Raw genomic sequence first — 18,896 nt, forward strand, 5'->3', positions numbered from 1 at the left:
CGGTGGCGTCCGCCGGGCCGCTGCCCGCGGCCGCGAGCTCCGGCGCCAGCGCGTCGAGCCGGTCGAGCACCTCGTCGGCGTCCGCCGGACGCTCCTCCGGTGCCTTGGCCAGCAGCGCCAGCACCAGGTCGTCGAGCCCGGCCGGGACACCCGGCCGGCGGGCGCTCGGCGGCGCCGGGGCCTCCCGCAGGTGCGCGCCGAACTGCACGGTCGGCTCGCGGTGCCCGAACGGCGTCGTGCCGGTGAGCAGTTGGTACAGCAGGCAGCCCACCGCGTAGAGGTCGCTGCGCGCGTCGACCTGCTCCGCGCCGCGCACCAGCTCGGGGGACATCCACGGCACGCCGGCCAGCGCCCCCGCCGGACCGCCGCCCGGCTGCCCGGCCGCCGGGGCGTCGGCCACCAGGCCCGGCAGCTTGACCGTGCCGTCCGCGGTGAGCAGCAGGCGGGCCGGCCGGAGGTCCCGGTGCACCGCGCCCGCCGCGTGCGAGGCGGCCAGACCGGCGCAGATCTGGCGGGTCCACTCGGCGGCGCGGGCGGTGCCGGGCGGGCCGTCGGCGGCGAGGGCGTCCTCCAGGCTGCGGCCGGCGACCTGCTCCAGGACGGCGTACACCGTGCCGCTCGCCGGGTCGGTGCCCGCGTCCAGCACCGTCACCAGGTGCGGGTGCCCGGGCCGTTCGGCCGCGGCGCGGGCCGCCTCCGCGAGCCGCTCGGCCTCCTCCGGCGCGGTGCCCGGCCCGGCCAGGACGGCCGCCTCCACCGGCACGCCGAGCTGCCGGTCGTACGCCCGCCAGTGCTCGCCCGCCCCCGTGGGGCCGAGCCGCTCCAGCAGTTCGTAGCGCTCGCCCAGCAGCTGTCCCTGCACGCCAACGTCCCTTCGTCCCGGGTCGACCGGCCGTCCGGCGGGTCGGACGGCCGGTCAAGAACCTAGCGCCACGCGGGTTCCGGGACGCACCCGGTGCCCCCTCCGGACGCAGGCCGGCGGACACCGGTGGAGGAGCTGCACGCACGGTGTGAACGCCGGGTCCGCGGCCCGGGCGGGGGACGACCCGTCAGACGCCCCTGAACAGCGCGAGTTCGAGGAGGTCCGGACGGCCGGCCGGCCACGCCGGGCAGGCGGCGGCCAGCTGCGCGGCGGCGGCGTGCATCCACTCCAGGTAGACGCGGTAGCGGTGCGGCGTCCACCCGCCGGCGGACCAGGTCCACCGGGCGACGGCCGCCGTCCCCGGCACCCCGGCGGCCAGGCCGACCGGCACCGCCAGGGCACGCAGGGCGGCCGCCACGCGGGAGTCGAGGATCAGCGGCAGCGGCCCCGGGACGGCGTCCGCCCGGGCGAGGCCCGCGAAATGGAGGAACTTGGTGAAGAATGCGGGCCCCAGCCCCGGGACGGCGCCGTCCAGCCTCCGGTAGGCCGCGACCGCGCCCTCGGAGGTCAGCGCCTGCACGGCCCCGGCCAGCGCCGCGCCCGTTCCCGGGTGCACGAGGATCCCGGCGAGCACGGCCGGTCCGCGCCAGGGTCGCTTGCCGCGGCCCCAGACGTACGGCACGACCAGCGCCTCCTCCCACCGTTCGCCGTCCAGCGCCGACCCGACGGCCTCCCGGACCTGCGCGCGGCTCACCGGTACGGCGGTCGTCGAGCCCCTGGACCCGAGCACCTCCGGCCACGGTCCGATGCCCGCCCAGTGCGCGGGCACGCAGTCGACGCCGTGCACCCCGCTGCCCGCCGCCCCCGCGAAGGCGGCGCCGTCGCCCGCCGCCCAGGCACCCAGCCGGGCCCTGGCGTCGGCGGGCAGCAGCGCCTGCCGCATCGCCGCGTCCAGCCGGTCCGCCGCCGCCTGTTTCGAACCGCCCGCGCCCTTGTGCATGGCCGGAGCCTAGGCGGGCAGGTGCCGGGGTGCGGTGGGCTTCGGGTAATCCGTTGCCGTGGATGCGGGGGTGGCGGAGACTGACGCGGTGCCGGGCCGGGACCGGAGGACTGCTGCGCGGGAGTGTGGGGCCGATGACGGGTGTGGTGCCTGGATTGCCGGCGGGGTACCGGGGGCGGGCGGCGTGCGCCGAGGACGTGCCGGTGATCCACGGGCTGGTGGCGGCGTGCGAGACCGAGCTGTACGGGCAGGTGGAGACCGACCCGGGCGGGATCGCGGCCGATCTGGCCCGCCCGGGCATGGAGTTGGGCGCGGACACGCTGCTGGTGCACGACGCGCAGGGGCGGCCGGCGGCACGGGCCTGGGTCGACCGGCGGTCGGAGGTGGACGTGCACCCGGAGCACCGGGGCAGGGGCCTCGGCGCCGCCCTGCTGGACTGGGCGGAGGCACGCGCCCGGCAGGCGGGGACCGAGCGGATCGTGCAGACCGTCCCGGACTCCGACGCGGGGGCCGTGGCCCTGGTCCGCTCCCGCGGCTACGGGCCGCTGGTGCGGGCCTGGCTGATGGAGATCGCGATGCCCCGGGAGCCGGCGCTGCCGCAGGCCCCGCAGGGCGTCACCGTCCGGCCGTTCCGTGCGGGCGACGGGCCGGCGGTGCACCGGCTGACCGAGGACGCCTTCGCCGAGTGGCAGCCGCGCCGCAAGGCGTACGAGGAGTGGGCGCAGCACACCGTGGAGCGGCCGACGTTCGCCGCGCAGATGTCCTCGCTGGCCTTCGTGGACGGGCAGGTCGTCGGCGCCGTCCTCGCGCTGGACCTCCCCGACACCGAGGACGGGTACGTCGAGCGGGTCGCGGTCGCCCACGACCACCGCAACCGCGGGATCGCGCGGCTGCTGCTGCGGCACTCCTTCCTGGCCTTCCACCGGGCCGGCCGGCGTTCCTGCACGCTGTGGACGCATTCGGGCACCGGCGCGCTCGGCCTGTACGAGCGGGTGGGCATGACGGTGCGGCGCAGTGCGACGACCTTCGTGAAGGACCTGTCGGAGGGCGCCGAGGGCCCGCCGCCGGCCTGAACCGGGCTGCGGGGCCGGGCAGGTTACGGGGTTCTTACCGCCGGGCCGCGGACGTGGCGCGGGCCGGCGGCCGCGCGGTACCCATGAGGTCTGCCACCGTCCGACGCACCCCGGGGGAGACCGTGAAGTTCCGTGCACCGCTGCGCCGCAGGCCCGCCCGGCGGGTGACCGTTCCGCTCGCCGTGCTGGTGCTGCTCGTCGGCGGGTTCGGGCTGTACCTGTTCGCGCCGTGGAAGGCGTTCACCAGCACCTCGGTGGACGAGGCGCTGCCGTCCGCGTCCGCGTCCGCGTCCGTGTCCGCGGGCCCGGCCGTGTCGGCCGCCGCGACGACCGCCGCGGCGACCGCCCCGGCGGCCCCGGTGGACCTGGCGCGGGGCGGGTTCGTCGCCGGGGAGCACCCCACCACCGGCACCGCCCGGCTGGTGCGGCTGGCCGACGGCACGGTGGTGCTGCGGCTGGAGGACCTGCGGACCTCGGACGGCCCGGACGTCCGGGTGTACCTGTCGGCGCTGCCCGCCGCCGAGTCGCGGCTGGACTCGCTCGGCGAGGGCGCGGTCGAACTGGACCGGCTCAAGGGCAACCTCGGCAACCAGAACTACACCGTGCCGCCCGGCACCGACCTGGAGCGGGTCCGCAGCGCGGTGATCTGGTGCCACCGCTTCTCGGTCGGCTTCGGCGCCGCCGACCTCGCCCGGGTCTGAGCCCGCCCGACCCGGGCCGCGGCGCAGGTCCGGTGGGGCGGCCGGCGGCCCGTGACCCGGGCGGGGCACTCTGACAGGCTGGGCGGGCGACCCACCGGCCCGCCCTCCGACCGGCCCGCTCCGGCGGCCGGGCGGGCCCCGACCGGAAGGCCCGCCCGTGACCGCAGACCTCACCGCCCGGGAGGCCGCCGCGCTGGCGGCCGTCGACGAGGCGGCCGTCGCCCGGACGCTGCTCGACCTGATCGCGATCCCCAGCGTGACCGGCAGCGCCGCCGAGTCGGAGATCCAGCACCACCTGGCCGGCCTGCTCGACGGGCTCGGCCTGGAGACCGACCTGTGGTCGATGGACCTGCCCGCGCTGCGGGCGCACCCGGACTTCCCCGGCACGGAGGCGCCGCGCGAGGAGGCCTGGGGGCTGGTGGCGGGCACCGGCGGGGACGACGGCCCGACGGTGGTGCTGCAGGGGCACGTGGACGTGGTGCCGCCGGGCGACGCCGCCCAGTGGGTCGGCGACCCGTTCGTGCCCCGGGTGGCCGGGGACGTGGTGCACGGCCGCGGCGCCTGCGACATGAAGGCCGGCCTGGCGGCGCACCTCGCCGCACTGGCCGCGATCCGGGCGAGCGGCGCCCGGCTGCGCGGGCGGGTGGCGGTGCACTTCGTGGTCGGCGAGGAGGACGGCGGCCTCGGGGCGTTCGGCACCCTGCGGCGCGGGTACACCGGCGACGCCTGCCTGATCACCGAGCCGACCGGCGGCACCCTGGTGACGGCGAACGCCGGTGCGCTGACCTTCCGGATCGAGGTGCACGGCCGGGCCGCGCACGCCAGCACCCGGAACGAGGGCGCCAGCGCGATCGACGCCTACCTGCCGGTCCACGCCGCGCTGGCCCGGCTGGAGGCCGCCCGCAACACCGCTCCGGACCCGCTGATGGCGGAGTACCCGATCCCGTACGCGCTCTCGGTGGGCAAGGTCCGGGCGGGGGACTGGGCGAGCAGCGTGCCGGACCGGCTGGTCGCCGAGGGCCGGCTCGGGGTGCGGCTGGGGGAGGACCCGGCGGCGGCGATGGCGGACCTGGAGGAGTGCGTGGCCCGGGCCTGTGCGGCGGACCCGTGGCTGCGGGAGCACCCGGCGTCGGTGACCTGGCCGGGCGGGCTGTTCGCCAGCGGCCGGCTGCCGGCCGGGCATCCGCTGGGCGGTCTCGTCCGGGCGGCGCACGCGGACGCGGTGGGCGGTGCGGCGCTGCGGGAGCGGGGGGCGCCGTACGGCAGCGACCTGCGGCTGTACGCGGCCGCCGGGGTGCCGACGCTGCAGTTCGGGCCGGGGGACGTCCGGGTCGCGCACAGCCCGCGGGAGCAGGTGTCGGTGCGGGAGACGGCGGAGGTCGCGCGGACCCTGGTGCTGGCGGTGCTCCGCTCGGCCGGGGCGGACTGACGCAGCCGCTTGCAGGTGGAAACCGATCGGTTTACCTTGGTGGAAACCGATCGGTTTCCTCTGAGGGGAGATTCCCATGACCGCGATCAAGGGCGCAGCCGTCCTCGTCACCGGCGGCAGCCGCGGCATCGGCCGGGCGCTGGTGGACGCGCTGTACGAACGCGGTGCCGCCAAGGTCTACGCGACCGCACGCGACCCGCGGACGGTCACCCACCCCGAGGCCGTCCCGCTGGCGCTGGAGGTCACCGACCCGGCCTCGGTCGCGGCGGCCGCCGCCCGCGCCCAGGACGTCACCGTGCTGATCAACAACGCCGGCGCCGCGGTCAACGCGTCCTTCCTGGACTCCCCGGTGGAGGACGTCCGCCGCGAGTTCGAGACCAACTTCTACGGCCCGCTGCTCACCGCCCGCGCCTTCGTCCCGGTGATCGAGCGCAACGGCGGCGGCCACCTCCTCAACGTCCACTCGGTGCTGTCCTGGATCGGCCTGGCCGGCTCGTACAGCGCCTCCAAGGCGGCACTCTGGTCGCAGACCAACTCGCTGCGCCTGGAGTTGAAGCCGCGCGGCATCAACGTGACCGGCCTGCACGTCGGTTACGTCGACACGGACCTGACCTCCGGCATCACCGCCCCCAAGGCGGACCCGGCCGACGTGGCCCGCCGCGCCCTGGACGGCATCGAGTCCGACGCCCACGAGGTGCTCGCCGACGACCTCTCCCGCCAGGTCAAGGCCGGCCTGGCCGGCGACCTCGCCGCCCTCTACCCCCAACTCGCCGCCTGACGAAGACCCGTGGCCGTACGGGGCGTCAGACCGGGAGCAGGCGGGCGACGAGGTCGGTGAGGCGGCGGGCGTTGCGGCAGGGGTGCATCTCGACCGCGGTGGCGTAGGCGGGGGCGGCGGAGTCGCCGGTGCCCCAGAGGGCGGGCTGTTCGGGGTTGAGCCAGATGACCCGGCGGGCGCGGTCGGCGATGCGTTGCAGGGCGGGCAGGTTCGGGTCCCAGCCGTTGGTGCGGGCGTCGCCGAGGACGAGGACGGCGGTGCGCGGGCCGACCGCGTCGAGGTGGCGTTCGGCGAACTCGCCGAGGGCCGCGCCGTAGTCGCTGCTGCCGTGCCAGCCCGCCACCGCCGCCTCGGTGAGGATGCGGCGGCCGAGTTCGGCCGGGTCGGTGTCGGCGGCGACCAGCCGGGTCACCTCGTCGGTGCGGTTGACGAAGGCGAACACCCGGACCCGGCCGAACTGGTCGCGCATCGCCCGCACCAGCAGCATGGTGAACTGCGCGAAGCCCGCGACCGAGCCGGAGACGTCGCAGAGCAGCACGATCTCCGGGCGGGCCGGGCGGCGCTGCCGGTACGCGGGGCGCATCGGCACCCCGCCGGTGGAGAGCGAGCGCCGCAGGGTGCGCCGCAGGTCGATCCGGCCGTGCGCGGCCCGGCGGCGGCGCGCGGCCAGCCGGGTGGCGAGCTTGCGGGCCAGCGGCTGGACGGTGCGCCGCAGTTCGGCGAGCTGTTCGGGCCCGGCGGCGAGGAAGTCGACCCGGTCCGGGGCCGGGGCGACGGCGCGTGCGGCGATCCGCTCGGTGCCGCGCAGTTCGGCGACCCGGCGGCGCGCCTCGGTGCCGACCTGGGCGCGGAACTCCCGGATGCGCCGCCGGACTTCGTCCTCGGCGAGCCGGTCGCCGAGCCCTCCGTCGTCCGGGCCGGCCGGCCCGGCGCGCAGCGCGGCGAGCACCCGGGCGAGCAGGGTCTCCGGCTGGAGGAGGCCGAGGGTCTGGTAGGCGGACCAGCCGTCCGTGCCGGGAGAGGTGCCGTAGCGGCCGAGCGCCTCGACCGCCTCGCCGGCGATCCGGGCGCCCGCCGCCCGGTCGCCCGCGGCCAGCGCCTCCGCGAGCCGGTCGCGCAGCTCGGCGACGGCGGCGGGCCGGTCCACGGGCTGGTCCGGCGGCTGTCCGGCGCCGTGCGGGGTGCCGACGCCGAGCGGGAAGAAGAGGTCGAAGACGGCGTCGAACACGGCCCGTTGGCCTCCGGCGCGCAGCAGGACCGCGGCCAGGCCCTCCCGGGCCTGCTCCCGGTCGGCGAGTCCGAGCACGGCCAGGGCGGCCGCCGCGTCGGCGGTCTCGCCGGGGCCGATCCGCAGACCGTGGCCGCGCAGCGCCTGGACGAGGCCGGTGAGCCGGGCCGCGAGATCGGGCGGGTCCGCGGGGGTGGCCGGGGCCTGCGGGCCGGTCACGCGGGTGCCAGCTTCGCGGCGGCCTTGAGCAGGTCGTCCTGGTGCTTGAGGACCACGCCGAGGGTGTCGCGGAGGACGGCGCCGTCGAGCGTCCCCGCGCCGAGGGCGAGCAGGGTCCGCGCCCAGTCGATGGTCTCGGCGACGGAGGGTGCCTTGCGCAGTTCCATGCCGCGCAGGGCGGTGACCACGGTGACGAGCGACTCGGCGAGCACGGCGTCCAGGCCGGGCACCTTGAGGCGGACGATCCGCTGCTCCAACTCGGCGTCGGGGAAGTCCAGGTGGAGGAAGAGGCAGCGGCGGCGGAGGGCTTCGGAGAGTTCCCGGCTGGCGTTGGAGGTGAGCACGACGAAGGGGCGGCGGGCCGCCCGGATGGTGCCGAGTTCGGGCACGGTGATCTGGAAGTCGCTGAGCACCTCCAGCAGCAGTCCCTCCACCTCGACGTCGGCCTTGTCGGTCTCGTCGATGAGCAGCACCGTGGGCTCCTCGCCGCGGATCGCGGTGAGCAGCGGCCGGCTGAGCAGGAACTCCTCGCCGAAGACGTCGGTGCGGGCCTCGTCCCAGCTCTCGTCGCGGCCGGCGGTGATCCGCAGCAGCTGTTTGGCGTGGTTCCACTCGTAGAGCGCGCGGGCCTCGTCGATGCCCTCGTAGCACTGCAGCCGGACGAGCCGGGCGGCGCCGAGCCGGGCGACGGCCTTGGCGAGTTCGGTCTTGCCGGTGCCCGCCGGGCCCTCGACGAGCAGCGGTTTGCCGAGCCGGTCGGCGAGGAACACGGTGGTGGCGACGGCGGTCGAGGCGAGGTAGCCGACCTCGGCGAGCCGGGCCGCGACCTCGTCGACCGAGTCGAAGAAGCCCGTTCCGACCGGGGTTCCGTCCGTGCCGTGCATGCTCGACTCCCTTGGGTGCCAGACCGTGCAGGGCATGTTACCCGTGAGTACCTTCTGGTGGAACGGTCTTCGCGGGCCGGCTGCGGCCGGGGTTCAGCGGGCCCCGGCCGCGTCCAGCAGGGCGGTCGCCGTCGGCACCACCAGCCCCGCCAGCGACTCCCCGGCCGCCCCGGCCCGGGCGCTCGCGCCGTCGAAGACCAGCGTCAACTGCCGGGCCACCAGCGCGGGATCGGCGGCCCCGCCACGCTCGGCCTCGGCCCGGAAGAAGTCGGTCAGCGCCTGCTTGACCCGGGCGGCGACCACGCTCGCCGGGTGCGCCCCGTCCTTCAGCTCGACCTGCACCGCCAGGAACGGGCAGCCGCGGTAGTCCTCCGCCCGGGAGAGCTCCTCCAGTCGCTCGAAGACGTGCAGCACCCGGGCCCGGGGCGGGCGCGGGTCGTCCGCCGCGGGCAGCAGCAGCGCCGCGTACCCGGGCGCGCGCCGCTCCAGGGCGGCCGCCATCACCTCGTCCTTGCTGTCGAACAGCTGGTACATGGACCGCTTGGACGCCCCCGCCGCCTTGCACAGTGCGTCGATCCCGGTGCCGACGCCCTCCCGGTAGAAGAGCTCGGTCGCGGCGTCGAGCAGCCGGTCGCGCGGGGAGGGCTTCACCTGGGTGTCCATGCCGCCGAGGCTACCGCCCGCGCCGCCACGAGGAAACCGATCGGTGTACGATCCCGGCCGGGCTCAGCGCAGCACGGCCTCCAGCAGGTCGCCGCCGAGCCGGGCGCTGGTGGCGAGGTCCAGCTCGTACAGCACGTAGCGGCCGCGGCGGCGGGTGGTCAGCAGCCCGGCCCTGCGCAGCACCGCGAGGTGGCGGGAGACCTCGGGGGCGGTGAGCTGCCAGGCGTCGGCGAGCTCGCCCGTGGTGTGCGGGCCGCGCGCGATCGTCCGGGCGAGCCGCAGCCGGACGGGGTGGGCCAGCGCCTCCAGCCGCTGCTGGACGAGCGCCAGCGACACCGGGTCGGTGCCGCCCGCCTCGGCGATCGGGTACTGCAGCACCGGACGCCACCCGGCCGCGTACACCACCGGCAGGTGCGGCCGCCCGAAGGCGCTCGGGATGAACGTCACCCCGCCCGCCGCGACCGCACTGGCCGTGTTGTCCTGCAGCTTGTCGACGACGATCCGCCGCCGCCCCGGCTCCGCCTCGTCCAGCACGATCACCGGGGAGACCGCGGCCAGCGCCTCCGCCGGGCCGCGCCGGGCCAGCAGGTCGGCCTTCTGCCGGGCGTCCGCGGCCAGCGAGGGCAGCACCCGGCGCCAGGCGTCCGCGAAGAACGCCCGCTCGCAGTCCTCCAGCAGCCGGCGCACGGCCGCCCGGGCGGCCGGCGGATCGGTGAGCAGCCGGTCGGCGAAGGCCGCCTGCCGCGGCCCCCGGGCCGCCGCCAGGTCCCGCGCCCGCTCGGCCGCCGCCGGATCGGTCAGCGGCGAACCCGCCGGCCGGTACGACAGCCGGGACGAACCGCAGGTGGTGACCAGCGCCGCCGCGGTGTACAGCTCGTCCTCCAGCCGGTCCACCGCGTCCAGCTCCTCCGCCAGCGTGGCACCCGGCAGGGCCGGGAAGAGGAAGTCGGCCCGCGAGGACCGCCACAGGAAGTCCGCCTCCAGCAGCCGGTCCGCCAGGCCCGCGGGCAGCGCACCGGTGGTGGCCGCCGCCCAGCCGTGCAGCTCCGGATGGTGCGCCGGCTCCGCGAGGACGTGCAGCATCGCGTTCAGCTCCGCCAGCGGGGACGGCGCGAACAGCAGCGCCTCGGCAGGCAGGCCGGTGACGTCGATGGTCAGACTCATGCCGGCGATCCTGCCATCCCGTCCCCACCCGCCCGCCGACGGTTGACGGGGACCGTCAATCCGCGTGCCACCGCCCCGCCCCGCGGCGCAGCGTGGCCGCCATGACCCTCCTCGACCGCCCCGCCCGCCCCGCCGCGACGGCTGACGCCCCGACCGCCTCCCCGGCCGCCGAACTCCCCGGCACCGCCCGCCTGCTGAGCATCGCCGGTGGACGCCGCTACGGCCTCGCCGTCCTGGTCGACGCACTCGGCGCGGGCCTGCTCCGCCCCTTCCTGCTGCTGTACGGCGTCGGGGTGATCGGCCTCGGCGTCGGCACCGCCGGACTCGCCCTCTCCGCCGGCATGCTGGCCGGCCTGGCCGCCGTACCGCTGACCGGACGCTGGATCGACCGCGGCGCACGGAGCCTGCCGGTGGCCGCGACGCTGCTCGTCCGGGCGGCCGGCGTGGCGGTCCTGCTCGCCGCCTCGGGTGCGGCCGGGTTCACCGCGGCGGCCGTGCTGCTCGGCATCGGCAGCCAGGCCTTTCCGACCGCGCACGCCGCGGTGGTCGCCGCACTCACCGACGGCCGGATGCGGGACGCTGCCCTCGCCGCCGGACGGGCGCTGCGCAACGCGGGCCTCGGCGTCGGGGCCCTGGCCGCCACCGCGGCGACCGCGGGCGGCACCGGCGCCCTGCGGACCCTCGCCCTGGCCACCGCCCTCGCCTGCCTGCTGGCCGCCGGCCTGGTCTGGTCGCTGCGGCTCACCGTCCCGCCGGCCGCCGCCCGGCAGGACACCCCTGTCGACGGGCCGGTCGCGGAGGGGCGGAGCGGCACCGCCCTGCTGGGCCTGGCCAACCTGCCGTACGCCTTCTGCTTCGACGTGCTCGAAGTCGCCCTGCCCGCCCTGCTGGTGACCACCCTGCACGTCGCACCGGCCTGGTCCTCGGGCATCTTCGTCGGCAACACCATGCTGGTGATCACCACCCAGCTCGCCGTGGTGCTGTGGATCTCCCGCCGCTCCCGGAGGTCCGTCCTGGCCGCCTCCGGTCTGGTGCTCGCCCTCTCCTACCTGGGCTTCTGGGCGGCCGGTTCGCTCGGCGGCACGGCCGGGGCCGCGGCCGTCGCGGGTGTCTCGGTGCTCTACACCGCCGGCGAGATCCTCTACACCGGCACCGGCACCGCCCTGGTGGTCGCCGCAGCACCGCCCGCCCGCCTCGGCCGGGCCCTCGCCCGCTGGGAGCTCTCCAGCGGCCTCGGCCGCGCCGCCGCCCCCGCCGCCCTGACCGCCCTGCTCGCCGCCGGCCCCCACCTCCTGTGGCCCGTCCTCGCCGCCGCCACCGCCCTCGGCGCCGCCCTCGTCCGCCGCGTCGGCCCCCGGGTGTGAGGGGACACCGCCGCCGAGGTGCCGCCCCCGGGCCGACCTCGGCCGCTATCGTCGGGCGGCGGCCGGTGCCGCGGTCGGGTTCGTCGGCGGCGGGATCGTGGAGGACGTCGTCGAGGACACGGTCGAGGACTTCTTCGACGAGGACTGACATCGCGCCCCGCGGACGGCCCGGCTACAGCGCCGGCACCGGGCGGGGGATCCGGGCCCCGCGGAGCAGTTCGCGGGCGCGGCCCACGCCGGCCCGGTTGCGTTCCGCGGCGGCCGCGTCGACCCGGGCGGGCGGGAGGTCCGGCGGCAGCCCCCGGGGCGCCGGTGCCGGTGCCGGCGCCGCCGTGGGCGGGGCTGCGGGCATGCTGCGCTGCAGGCGGGTGCGGAGCAGGGCCTGCGGGGCGTGGATGCGTTCGGGCAGGCCGGCCAGCAGGGTGTGCAGGAGGCGGTGCGGTCGGGCGTCCCGGGTGAGCCAGTCGGCCGCCAGCGGGGCGAGGGCGGCGGCCTCGGCCGTACTCAGGCGCAACCGTGGGTCGTGCCGGGCGAGTTCGAGGAGCAGGCGGGCCTCCGGCCCGCAGGCCCCCTCGGGTGGTGGAGTGTTCTCCGCAGTCTTGGAATCGGGTGAAGTGCCGACCTGCCGACCCTTCGACCGGCCGAGTGCCGGGATTCGACGCGCAGGAGACGCCGGGGTGTCTGCGGCTGCCGCGGTGCGGTCGCTCGCTGCGGCGCCCTCCCAGGCGGCGGCGATCTCCTCGGCGGTGCGGAGCGGGACGGAGGTGACCATGACGTCCGTCGTCCAGGTGCCCTTGGTGGGGTGCTGGCGGCGGACGTGCAGGTAGCCCTCGTCGATCAGCTGGTTGCGGGCGCGGGAGATCGCCATGCGCCCCTCGGCCATCCGGTGACCGATCGTCAGGACGGTCTCCCGGGTGCCGGGCGGCAGGGAGAGCGCCCACAGCAGCAGGGACTTGGCGGTGGCCCGCAGACGCGGGTGCCGGACGATCTCGTGGGATGCCCGGACATACCGGTCGGGCGCGATAAAGTGGACGTGCATGCGGAGTTCTGGCTCCCGTGTCAGGCCCCGGGGTGTTGGCGCACCGCCGGGGTCAACTTTTGGTCCGTAGCCGGACGGTAGCACAGCGTGACACCACGATGCATGGCTGCAGGTCGGGGCCGTGGACGGGTCAGCGGGAGCCGTGGGCGTACCGGGCGGGCGGGGTGCCGACCGCGGCGGTGAAGTCGCGGGTGAGGTGGGCCTGGTCGGCGTAGCCGAGGTCCGCGGCGAGGGCCGCCCAGTCGACGTCCGCGCCGCTGTCGGCGTGCCGGGCCGCCTCGTGCAGGCGGGCCCGCCGCAGCACCCACTTCGGCGAGGCGCCGACGTACTCGGCGAACAGCCGTTGCAACTGCCGGACTCCGAGGCCGAACTCCGCCGCGAGGTCGTCGACCCGGTGCAGTTCGGGGGCGGAGGTGATCCGCTCGACCATGGCGGCGACCCGGTCGGCCGTCGGGTCGGGCTCGGGCAGCCGGGCGAGCAGGAAGGCGTCGGCGAGGGCGCGGAGCCGCTCCGGGTCGGCGGGGCCGGCCATGATGTCCTCGTTCAGCCGGTCGGCCTCCGGGCCGAAGAACTCGGCGGCGGGCACCGACCGGTCGGCGAGGCCGGAGACCGGGCGGTCGGTGAACGGGCGGAAGCCGCCGGGCCGGAACTTCACCCCGAGCGCGTGTCCCCACCCCTCCAGCCGGCGGACGAACAGCGAGCGGTCCACCCCGTAGACCCTCGCCCGGGGCTCCTCGAAGACCAGGTGCACATGGGGGTGGGAGAGCACCTTCTGCTCGTACGGCGGCCGGTCGCGGCAGTCCCAGCGCACCAGCCAGTAGAACTCGACGAAGCGGTCCGCTCCGGGGGCGGGCTCGCGCCGGTCCAGTTCGATCACGGCCGCCGCCCGGCCGGGGTGGAGCACCCCGCGTCCCAGGTCCGGTGCACTCATGCCGGCCAGGGTAGTGGGCGCGGCGCGGCCGGGCCGTCGCGTTTCTTCAAGACCGCGGCCGGGGCGTCGGCGCAGGATCGGGCGCATGAACGGTCACCCCCTGCACCCCCGGATGTCCAGCGCCGCCGCCGAGGCCGCCCGCATCGCCCGCGGCGTCCGCCCCGAGCACCTGGACGGCCCCACCCCCTGCACCGACTTCGACACCCGGGCCCTGGTCAACCACTGGGTGCTGTACACCTCGCACGGCCTGGAGCACCGCGCCCTGCGGACCCCGCTGCCGGAGGACCTGGTCGCCCGCGACTTCACCACCGACGCCGCCTGGGCCGAGGACTACGCCGCGCAACTGGACCGGGCCGTCGCGGCCTGGGCCGACCCGGCCGTCTGGGAGGGCGAGGTGGACCTCGGCGGCACGCCCGTCCCGGCCGAGTCGATCGCCAAGATGCTGATCAAGGAGATGGTGCTGCACGGCTGGGACGTCGCCCGCGCCACCGGCACCGAGGTCGAGGTGCCCGACGAGCTGGCCGACCTGGTCCTCGCCGTGGTCGAGGAGAACGCCGAGCTCTACCGGCAGTTCGGCGGCTTCGCCGACCCCGTCCCGCTCCCCGTCGACGCCCCGCTGCTCGACCGCGCCCTGGCCGCCTCCGGCCGCGACCCGTACTGGGCCCCCAAGCAGGTGTGACGGCCGCTCAGGCCCGGCGCCGGTGCCGCCCGGCGGTCGCTCCGCTGCCCGGGTACGGGATGCGCAGCCTTCCGGCCGGTGGGGCGACCGCCTCGGAAGCGCCGAGCGGCGGGGCGCTCCGCGGACGGGCCCGGGTTCACCGGGTGTCGGCGTGCTGCAGGATGCGGCGGACGTCGTGGACGTGGTGGTGGCCGTCGTGGGCGTTGTTGCGGGCGATGGCCCCGGCGGGTTGGGGGCCGCGGGTGGCGTGCTGCAGGACGGTGCCCGCCGCGACGGCGGCGGTCACCGACTCCGTCCAGGCCTGCACCGCGCGGTCGAGCGACCAGAGGGCGGCGGCCGGGGCGATCTCCAGGTAGCGGCGGCCCCGGGCGACCAGGTCGGGGTCGTAGCCGCCGACGTCGGCGGCGCCGGCCAGCCGGGCGCCGGCGAGCCGCTCGGCCCAGATCCGCAGGTTGTCGGTGACGTGGCTGACGTAGGCGGCAGGTGTCCACTCCAGCTCCGGGTGGCGTTCGCGGCCCGTCCGGCCGTCCAGCAACTCCCGGAACCGCCGCGGCAGTTCGCCCACCACCGCGAGGCAGTCCGCGGGCGTCGCCGACCAGGCGAAGCCGCAGGCCGCGCACGGGTCCCCGTACAGTGCCGCCCCCCATGTCTCCATGGCTCCGCACTGTACCCGAACCAACCTGCCGCCTGCGGCAGTTGGTGCCGACGGGGCCGGCCGGCAGAGCCGCTGCCGACCGGCCCCGCCGGGGTCCGTGCGGGCTCAGCCCGCGGTGTTGAGGGTGCCGTCGACCCGGACCGCCTGCTCCTGCAGCTGGATCCCGATGGTGCGCAACTCGTCCTCGTGCCCCGCCATCAGGGCGTGCTGCCGGTCCACCTCGGCGGCGAACCAGATGCCGACCACGTTGCCCCGCTGCTTGCAGGCGACGTCCGCCTCGGCCGTCCGCTGTTCGCCGCGGCCCGGGCTCTCCCCCGCGAAGGCCGGGTCGGCGGCGGCGTCCAGCGGCGTGCCGTAGTGGAAGCCGCTGGCGAGCATGCACGCGGACCAGCCGCGGAACGCCTCCTGCACGGCGGGCGTCCGCTGCGACTCGGCGAAGCCCTTCGCATCGATCTCGCGCACCAGCGGAGGATCGCCGAGGAAGACCGCCCGTCCGGAGAGTTCCTTCGTCATCTCGCCCGTGCAGCCGCCCGGCGGCACCGTGCGGGAGCCGTGGGGCGCGGGGGTGCCGCCGTTGGTGCCGGCCGTGCCGTTGCCGCGCAGCACGAGCAGGTACCCCGGGTCGGTGTTCCGGGGCCCGGGTGTGGCCGTGGGCGTGGCCGATCGGCCGGGGTCGGCCGGGGCGGCGTGGTACCCGGTGGTCCTCGCCTGCTGCGCGCTGGTCACCCCGTACCGCATCCGGGCCGGAGTGGTGGGGTCGCCGCCCGCCACGACCGGATCGTCGGCGAGGGCGAAGCCGAAGCGGCGCATGCACTGGTCGACCAGCTTCCGCGCGGCGCGGTCGAGGTCGCGCCGCGCCTGCGGGGTGAGCAGGTGGTCGGCGAGCGGCAGGCGCAGGTCGAGGCGGTCCGTCACGGTCGGGGTGGGCGCCGGGGCGTGGGTGGCCGGGGCCGCGCCGGCGGAGCCCGAGCAGCCGGTGGCCGAGGCGAGGACTGCCGCCGCTCCCAGGGCGGCCGCCAGGGCGGTCAGGAGGCGGGATGGTCCGGGCATGCCTGGGGGCTCCTCGGGGCGGGTGCGGATGGTCGCGCGGCGGGGCGGGCCGGGGCCGCCCGGCGGTGGCGCGGCCGGACTCCGGCAGGGCGTGCTCGTCGGGTGTGCACGAGGCGCGTCCGGCCGGTGGCCGGCGGGCGGCGGACGCAGGCGCGGAGGTGCGCCCGACCGGTTCTGGTGGTTCGCGTGTGGAACGGGCCGACGTGGTTCTCGGCGGGGGCGTTGCCCGCCGCGCCGGGGTCGCGGGCGCGGCGGCGGCGAGGCCGACCGGACGGAACGCTAGCCGCGCGATTTCGCGGCGGGCAATGTCGTTTGCTTAGGAACGGTTCACCGGGCCCCCGGGCACGGGCCGCAGGCGAAGGTGGCCAGGTCCGCGGCGCGGCGCCGGGCGTTGTGCACGAGCAGCCGACCGTACAGCTCCTGGTCGACGCCCTCGGCGGTGCGGCTGGTGAGCGGTGCGGCGTCCGGTCCGGCGGCGAGCAGGGCCGCACCGAGCAGGCGGCCGTCGGGCACCGCGTCGGTGGCGGCCAGGAGTTCGTCGGCGGGGGCCAGGGACGGGTCGAGCAGGGTGGTCACCAGGCCGGCCCCGATGACCCGCAGCGGCACGCCGCGCGGCCGGACGAGGAACGAGCCGTCCTCGAGCCGCCGTTCGGGCTGCAGCGGCAGCCGGGCGGTCGGCAGCCGCCAGGCGACGCCGGTGCCGCGGGCCGCCGCCGCAGCGGCCAGCGCGTGGTCCGGGGCCGGTCCCTGGACGACCAGCAGGGTGTCCGGCCCGACGGAGCGGAGCAGGGTCGCGGGTGCGCCGGACGCGTCCCAGACGGCGTCGACGACCTCGCCGGTGCCGCCGTCCAGCAGTCCGGTGACCGTGAGCCGCGGGGTGGGGGAGGTGTGCCGGGAGGCGGCGGTGCGCTGCTCGGCGAGCAGGTGCAGGGTGCGGCCCCGCCAGTGCGGCGCGGAGTGGTGCGACGGCGCGGACCAATGCCGTGGAGCGGGCGCTTCGCCGGTGCCGGCTTCGGTGCCGGGGAGCGCGGAGTCCCGGAACAGGACCTCCAGCGGGCCGCTGCCCAGGCGTTCGCGCGCCTGGAAGATGGCGGCCTTGCCGGCCGACGGGCCGGGCTGGCTGAGCCCTGCGCGGCGCAGGCCGGACTCCAGACGGCGCATCACGTCCAGGTAGGGCGCGGGCGAGAAGGCGGCCATCGCGAGGACGAAGTAGACCATCCGGCGGGCCGGCAGGAGACGGCGTCTGCGCTCGGTGCGGCCGCAGGCCGCGATCGCCGCGTCCACGAGTTCCGGCGGGTAGGTGCGGACCAGCAGGTCCACCACGGCCGCGTCCGCGTCGCCGCGGTCGTCGGGCCCGGTGGGGGCGGTGTCGTAGGACAAGGGCATCCCCGGTGGTGAGTCGGTGCGGCGGGGGCCGCGCCCGATGCGGCGTCGGGCGCGGCCCCCGCCGAAGTCTCGCCGCTGCGCGTATCCGCGGCGTAGCGCGGCGGTAGCGCGGCCGCGAGACGGGCGCGACGACCGGTTATGTTCATGTCATGAATATGGCGTGTGCATGAGTGATCGAATTCACACCATCCGTGCACACAGTGAAGGAACACGGGGCAGATCCCGTGAGTTTCCCGAGCGAACTGTCGACCCGTCAGCTGAGGAGACCCTGTGGCCCGCAAACCGCGCCCCGTCGATCCGGCCGACGGCCCGGTACCGGCCTTCGCCTACGACCTACGGATCGTCAGGGAGCAGGCGGGGAACCCCACATACCGGGTTCTGGCCGACCGGGCCGGCTTCGGCGCAACCACCCTGAGCGATGCCGCCGGCGGTGTCCGGTTCCCCAGTCTGGAGGTCACCCAGGCCTACGTGGGCGCCTGCGGCGGCGACGTGGCCGCGTGGACCAGGCGCTGGCAGGAGGTCGACAAGCGACTGGCGTCCGACGCCGGGGCGCCGCCGGCCCCCGCCGAGCCCGCACCGCCGGCCACCACCCTCGCCACCGCCGCCGCCGAACCCACAGCCGAACCCACAGCCGCGGCAGCGGCAACACCGGCCGCGGGGAAGCCCGCCGCGGAGTCCGCCGGGAAGGCCGACGGCAAGGCGGCCGGGGCATCCGCCGACTTAGCCCCGTCCGCCCCCGACACCACTGCACCCACCGACCTCGCCGAATCCGCTCCGGCACGCCGATGGCCGGTCGGCTGGACGACCGCGGGCACGGCCGCCGTGCTCGCCCTCACCGTCGTCCTCGTCCTGGTGGTGGTGCGGTCCACCTCCTCCGCGGCGAACCACCCCTCCGCCGGTGCGGCTCCGATGGCCTCGGCCTCCGCGATGGCCGCCTCCGCGATCGGCTGTCCGGCCGCGGACGGCACCACCCCCGCCCTCTTCGCCGGCGAGACGTACAACGCCACCACCCGGGTGCGGGCCGGCGCCAGCCTCAGCGCGGACGTCGTCGCCCAGCTCCCGAGCGGCTGCCGCCTCGCCCTCACCGGTTTCTGCCTCGGCGACGTCGTGCTCGACACCACCTCGGGCTCGCCCGACGTCCGGTGGTTCCGGCTCGCCACGGGCGGCTACGTCTCCTCCGCCGTCGTCCACGGCAACCCGCCCGCCGGGCTGCGCCCCGCCGACTGCCCGGACGGCGTGGCCCCGGCCTCCTCGATCGCGCTCGCCGCGGCCGCACCCGCCGGTGCCCCCGGCGCGCTCGAACTCCGCGCCACCGGCGACCACGTGGCGATCGTCGGCTACGCGGCCTACCTGCCCCGATCGGGCAGCGCCATGCCCCAGTGGCAGCAGATCGGCTTCACCTCCGAGGCCGCCACCGGCTTCAAGGTGACCTGGCGACCCGCCGCACCGGCCGAGGGCGGCGCGGCCGGCGGCGGTGGCTCGGCCGTGCCGGTGGTGGCGGTGGCCTGCTTCGGCGGCGACGGGCCGACCGCCGTCGCGGACGCCCGGCTGATCGCCCAGCCCGCGCCCACCGGCACGCTGCCGGCGGCGGGACTCCCGGAGGCCGACCTGGCCCGCGCCCGCAAGGCCGCCTGCCGCTACCCCGACCAGGGGCACGGCTGACGCTCATCACCTGACGAATCGTCACCGCAGCTCCGGGGCCGCCGGGTTCGGCCGCGCGACCGGGGCGCTACGCCGACGGCGGAGGATGCGGCCACTGCGGTGCGGCGACGGGCACGGATCCCGGCGCCC

18 protein-coding genes are annotated in these 18,896 nt (G+C 77.1%); 7 read left to right on the forward strand and 11 right to left on the reverse strand.

Annotation, left to right across the window (positions count from 1 at the left end; all coding sequences use genetic code 11):
* Both ABZ641_RS09945 and ABZ641_RS09950 read right to left on the reverse strand, forming a co-directional pair.
* A partial coding sequence (locus tag ABZ641_RS09945; protein ID WP_359980517.1) for a serine/threonine-protein kinase occupies positions 1–862 on the reverse strand: 862 nt, incomplete at its 3' end.
* Between the two features lie 187 nt (positions 863–1,049).
* Positions 1,050–1,862, reverse strand: coding sequence for a hypothetical protein (locus ABZ641_RS09950; RefSeq protein ID WP_359980519.1), 813 nt, complete (start codon positions 1,860–1,862; stop codon positions 1,050–1,052).
* 203 nt (positions 1,863–2,065) lie between these two features.
* Here ABZ641_RS09950 and ABZ641_RS09955 point away from each other — a divergent pair, with 203 nt between their 5' ends.
* From ABZ641_RS09955 to ABZ641_RS09970, 4 genes are all read left to right on the forward strand, one after another.
* Complete coding sequence (locus ABZ641_RS09955; RefSeq protein WP_344625401.1) at positions 2,066–2,935, forward strand: GNAT family N-acetyltransferase; 870 nt, start codon at positions 2,066–2,068, stop codon at positions 2,933–2,935.
* Between the two features lie 122 nt (positions 2,936–3,057).
* A complete protein-coding gene (locus tag ABZ641_RS09960) occupies positions 3,058–3,636 on the forward strand; it encodes a DM13 domain-containing protein (RefSeq protein WP_344625402.1) in 579 nt (192 codons plus the stop codon).
* Positions 3,637–3,793: 157 nt separating this feature from the next.
* Entirely contained in the window at positions 3,794–5,065 is a 1,272-nt protein-coding gene (locus tag ABZ641_RS09965; protein WP_359980522.1) for an ArgE/DapE family deacylase, read from the forward strand.
* A 76-nt stretch (positions 5,066–5,141) separates the two neighbouring features.
* Positions 5,142–5,843 carry an SDR family oxidoreductase gene (locus ABZ641_RS09970; RefSeq protein WP_344625404.1) on the forward strand — a complete coding sequence of 234 codons (702 nt, stop codon included), beginning with the start codon at positions 5,142–5,144 and terminating at the stop codon, positions 5,841–5,843.
* 25 nt (positions 5,844–5,868) lie between these two features.
* Here ABZ641_RS09970 and ABZ641_RS09975 read toward each other — a convergent pair whose 3' ends face one another.
* From ABZ641_RS09975 to ABZ641_RS09990, 4 genes are all read right to left on the reverse strand, one after another.
* The gene (locus ABZ641_RS09975; RefSeq protein WP_359980525.1) at positions 5,869–7,290 is read right to left on the reverse strand and encodes a VWA domain-containing protein; all 1,422 of its coding nucleotides are present in this window, start codon (positions 7,288–7,290) and stop codon (positions 5,869–5,871) included.
* On the reverse strand, positions 7,287–8,174 hold the full coding sequence (locus tag ABZ641_RS09980) for a MoxR family ATPase (RefSeq protein WP_359980528.1): 888 nt from the start codon (positions 8,172–8,174) through the stop codon (positions 7,287–7,289). Before ABZ641_RS09980 ends, ABZ641_RS09975 begins: the two co-directional genes overlap by 4 nt.
* A gap of 93 nt (positions 8,175–8,267) precedes the next feature.
* Positions 8,268–8,837 (reverse strand): TetR/AcrR family transcriptional regulator, encoded by a 570-nt coding sequence (locus ABZ641_RS09985; RefSeq protein WP_359980531.1) that lies wholly within the window; start codon positions 8,835–8,837, stop codon positions 8,268–8,270.
* Between the two features lie 63 nt (positions 8,838–8,900).
* The gene (locus ABZ641_RS09990) at positions 8,901–10,001 is read right to left on the reverse strand and encodes a DUF5937 family protein (protein WP_359980534.1); all 1,101 of its coding nucleotides are present in this window, start codon (positions 9,999–10,001) and stop codon (positions 8,901–8,903) included.
* A gap of 101 nt (positions 10,002–10,102) precedes the next feature.
* Between ABZ641_RS09990 and ABZ641_RS09995 the strand changes: the two genes are divergently transcribed.
* Positions 10,103–11,365, forward strand: a complete 1,263-nt coding sequence (locus ABZ641_RS09995) for an MFS transporter (RefSeq protein WP_359980536.1) — start codon at positions 10,103–10,105, stop codon at positions 11,363–11,365.
* Between the two features lie 172 nt (positions 11,366–11,537).
* Here the strand turns inward: ABZ641_RS09995 and ABZ641_RS10000 are convergent, their stop codons facing one another.
* A complete protein-coding gene (locus tag ABZ641_RS10000; RefSeq protein ID WP_359980539.1) occupies positions 11,538–12,404 on the reverse strand; it encodes a hypothetical protein in 867 nt (288 codons plus the stop codon).
* A gap of 130 nt (positions 12,405–12,534) precedes the next feature.
* The gene (locus ABZ641_RS10005; protein WP_359980542.1) at positions 12,535–13,335 is read right to left on the reverse strand and encodes an AraC family transcriptional regulator; all 801 of its coding nucleotides are present in this window, start codon (positions 13,333–13,335) and stop codon (positions 12,535–12,537) included.
* 85 nt (positions 13,336–13,420) lie between these two features.
* Between ABZ641_RS10005 and ABZ641_RS10010 the strand changes: the two genes are divergently transcribed.
* Positions 13,421–14,014 (forward strand): TIGR03086 family metal-binding protein, encoded by a 594-nt coding sequence (locus ABZ641_RS10010; protein ID WP_359980544.1) that lies wholly within the window; start codon positions 13,421–13,423, stop codon positions 14,012–14,014.
* Between the two features lie 136 nt (positions 14,015–14,150).
* Here ABZ641_RS10010 and ABZ641_RS10015 read toward each other — a convergent pair whose 3' ends face one another.
* The 3 genes from ABZ641_RS10015 to ABZ641_RS10025 all read right to left on the reverse strand — a co-directional run bounded on the left by ABZ641_RS10015 (position 14,151) and on the right by ABZ641_RS10025 (position 17,099).
* A complete protein-coding gene (locus ABZ641_RS10015; protein ID WP_344625413.1) occupies positions 14,151–14,669 on the reverse strand; it encodes a DinB family protein in 519 nt (172 codons plus the stop codon).
* Between the two features lie 105 nt (positions 14,670–14,774).
* A complete protein-coding gene (locus ABZ641_RS10020) occupies positions 14,775–15,719 on the reverse strand; it encodes a hypothetical protein (protein ID WP_359980546.1) in 945 nt (314 codons plus the stop codon).
* Between the two features lie 327 nt (positions 15,720–16,046).
* Positions 16,047–17,099: a transposase domain-containing protein gene (locus ABZ641_RS10025; RefSeq protein WP_359980549.1), complete on the reverse strand. Its 1,053-nt coding sequence runs from the start codon at positions 17,097–17,099 to the stop codon at positions 16,047–16,049.
* A 276-nt stretch (positions 17,100–17,375) separates the two neighbouring features.
* Between ABZ641_RS10025 and ABZ641_RS10030 the strand changes: the two genes are divergently transcribed.
* Entirely contained in the window at positions 17,376–18,767 is a 1,392-nt protein-coding gene (locus tag ABZ641_RS10030) for a hypothetical protein (RefSeq protein WP_359980552.1), read from the forward strand.
* Positions 18,768–18,896: the final 129 nt, after the last annotated feature.

Origin of the sequence: Kitasatospora sp. NPDC007106, assembly GCF_040634455.1 — a bacterium.
Lineage (GTDB): Bacteria > Actinomycetota > Actinomycetes > Streptomycetales > Streptomycetaceae > Kitasatospora > Kitasatospora arboriphila.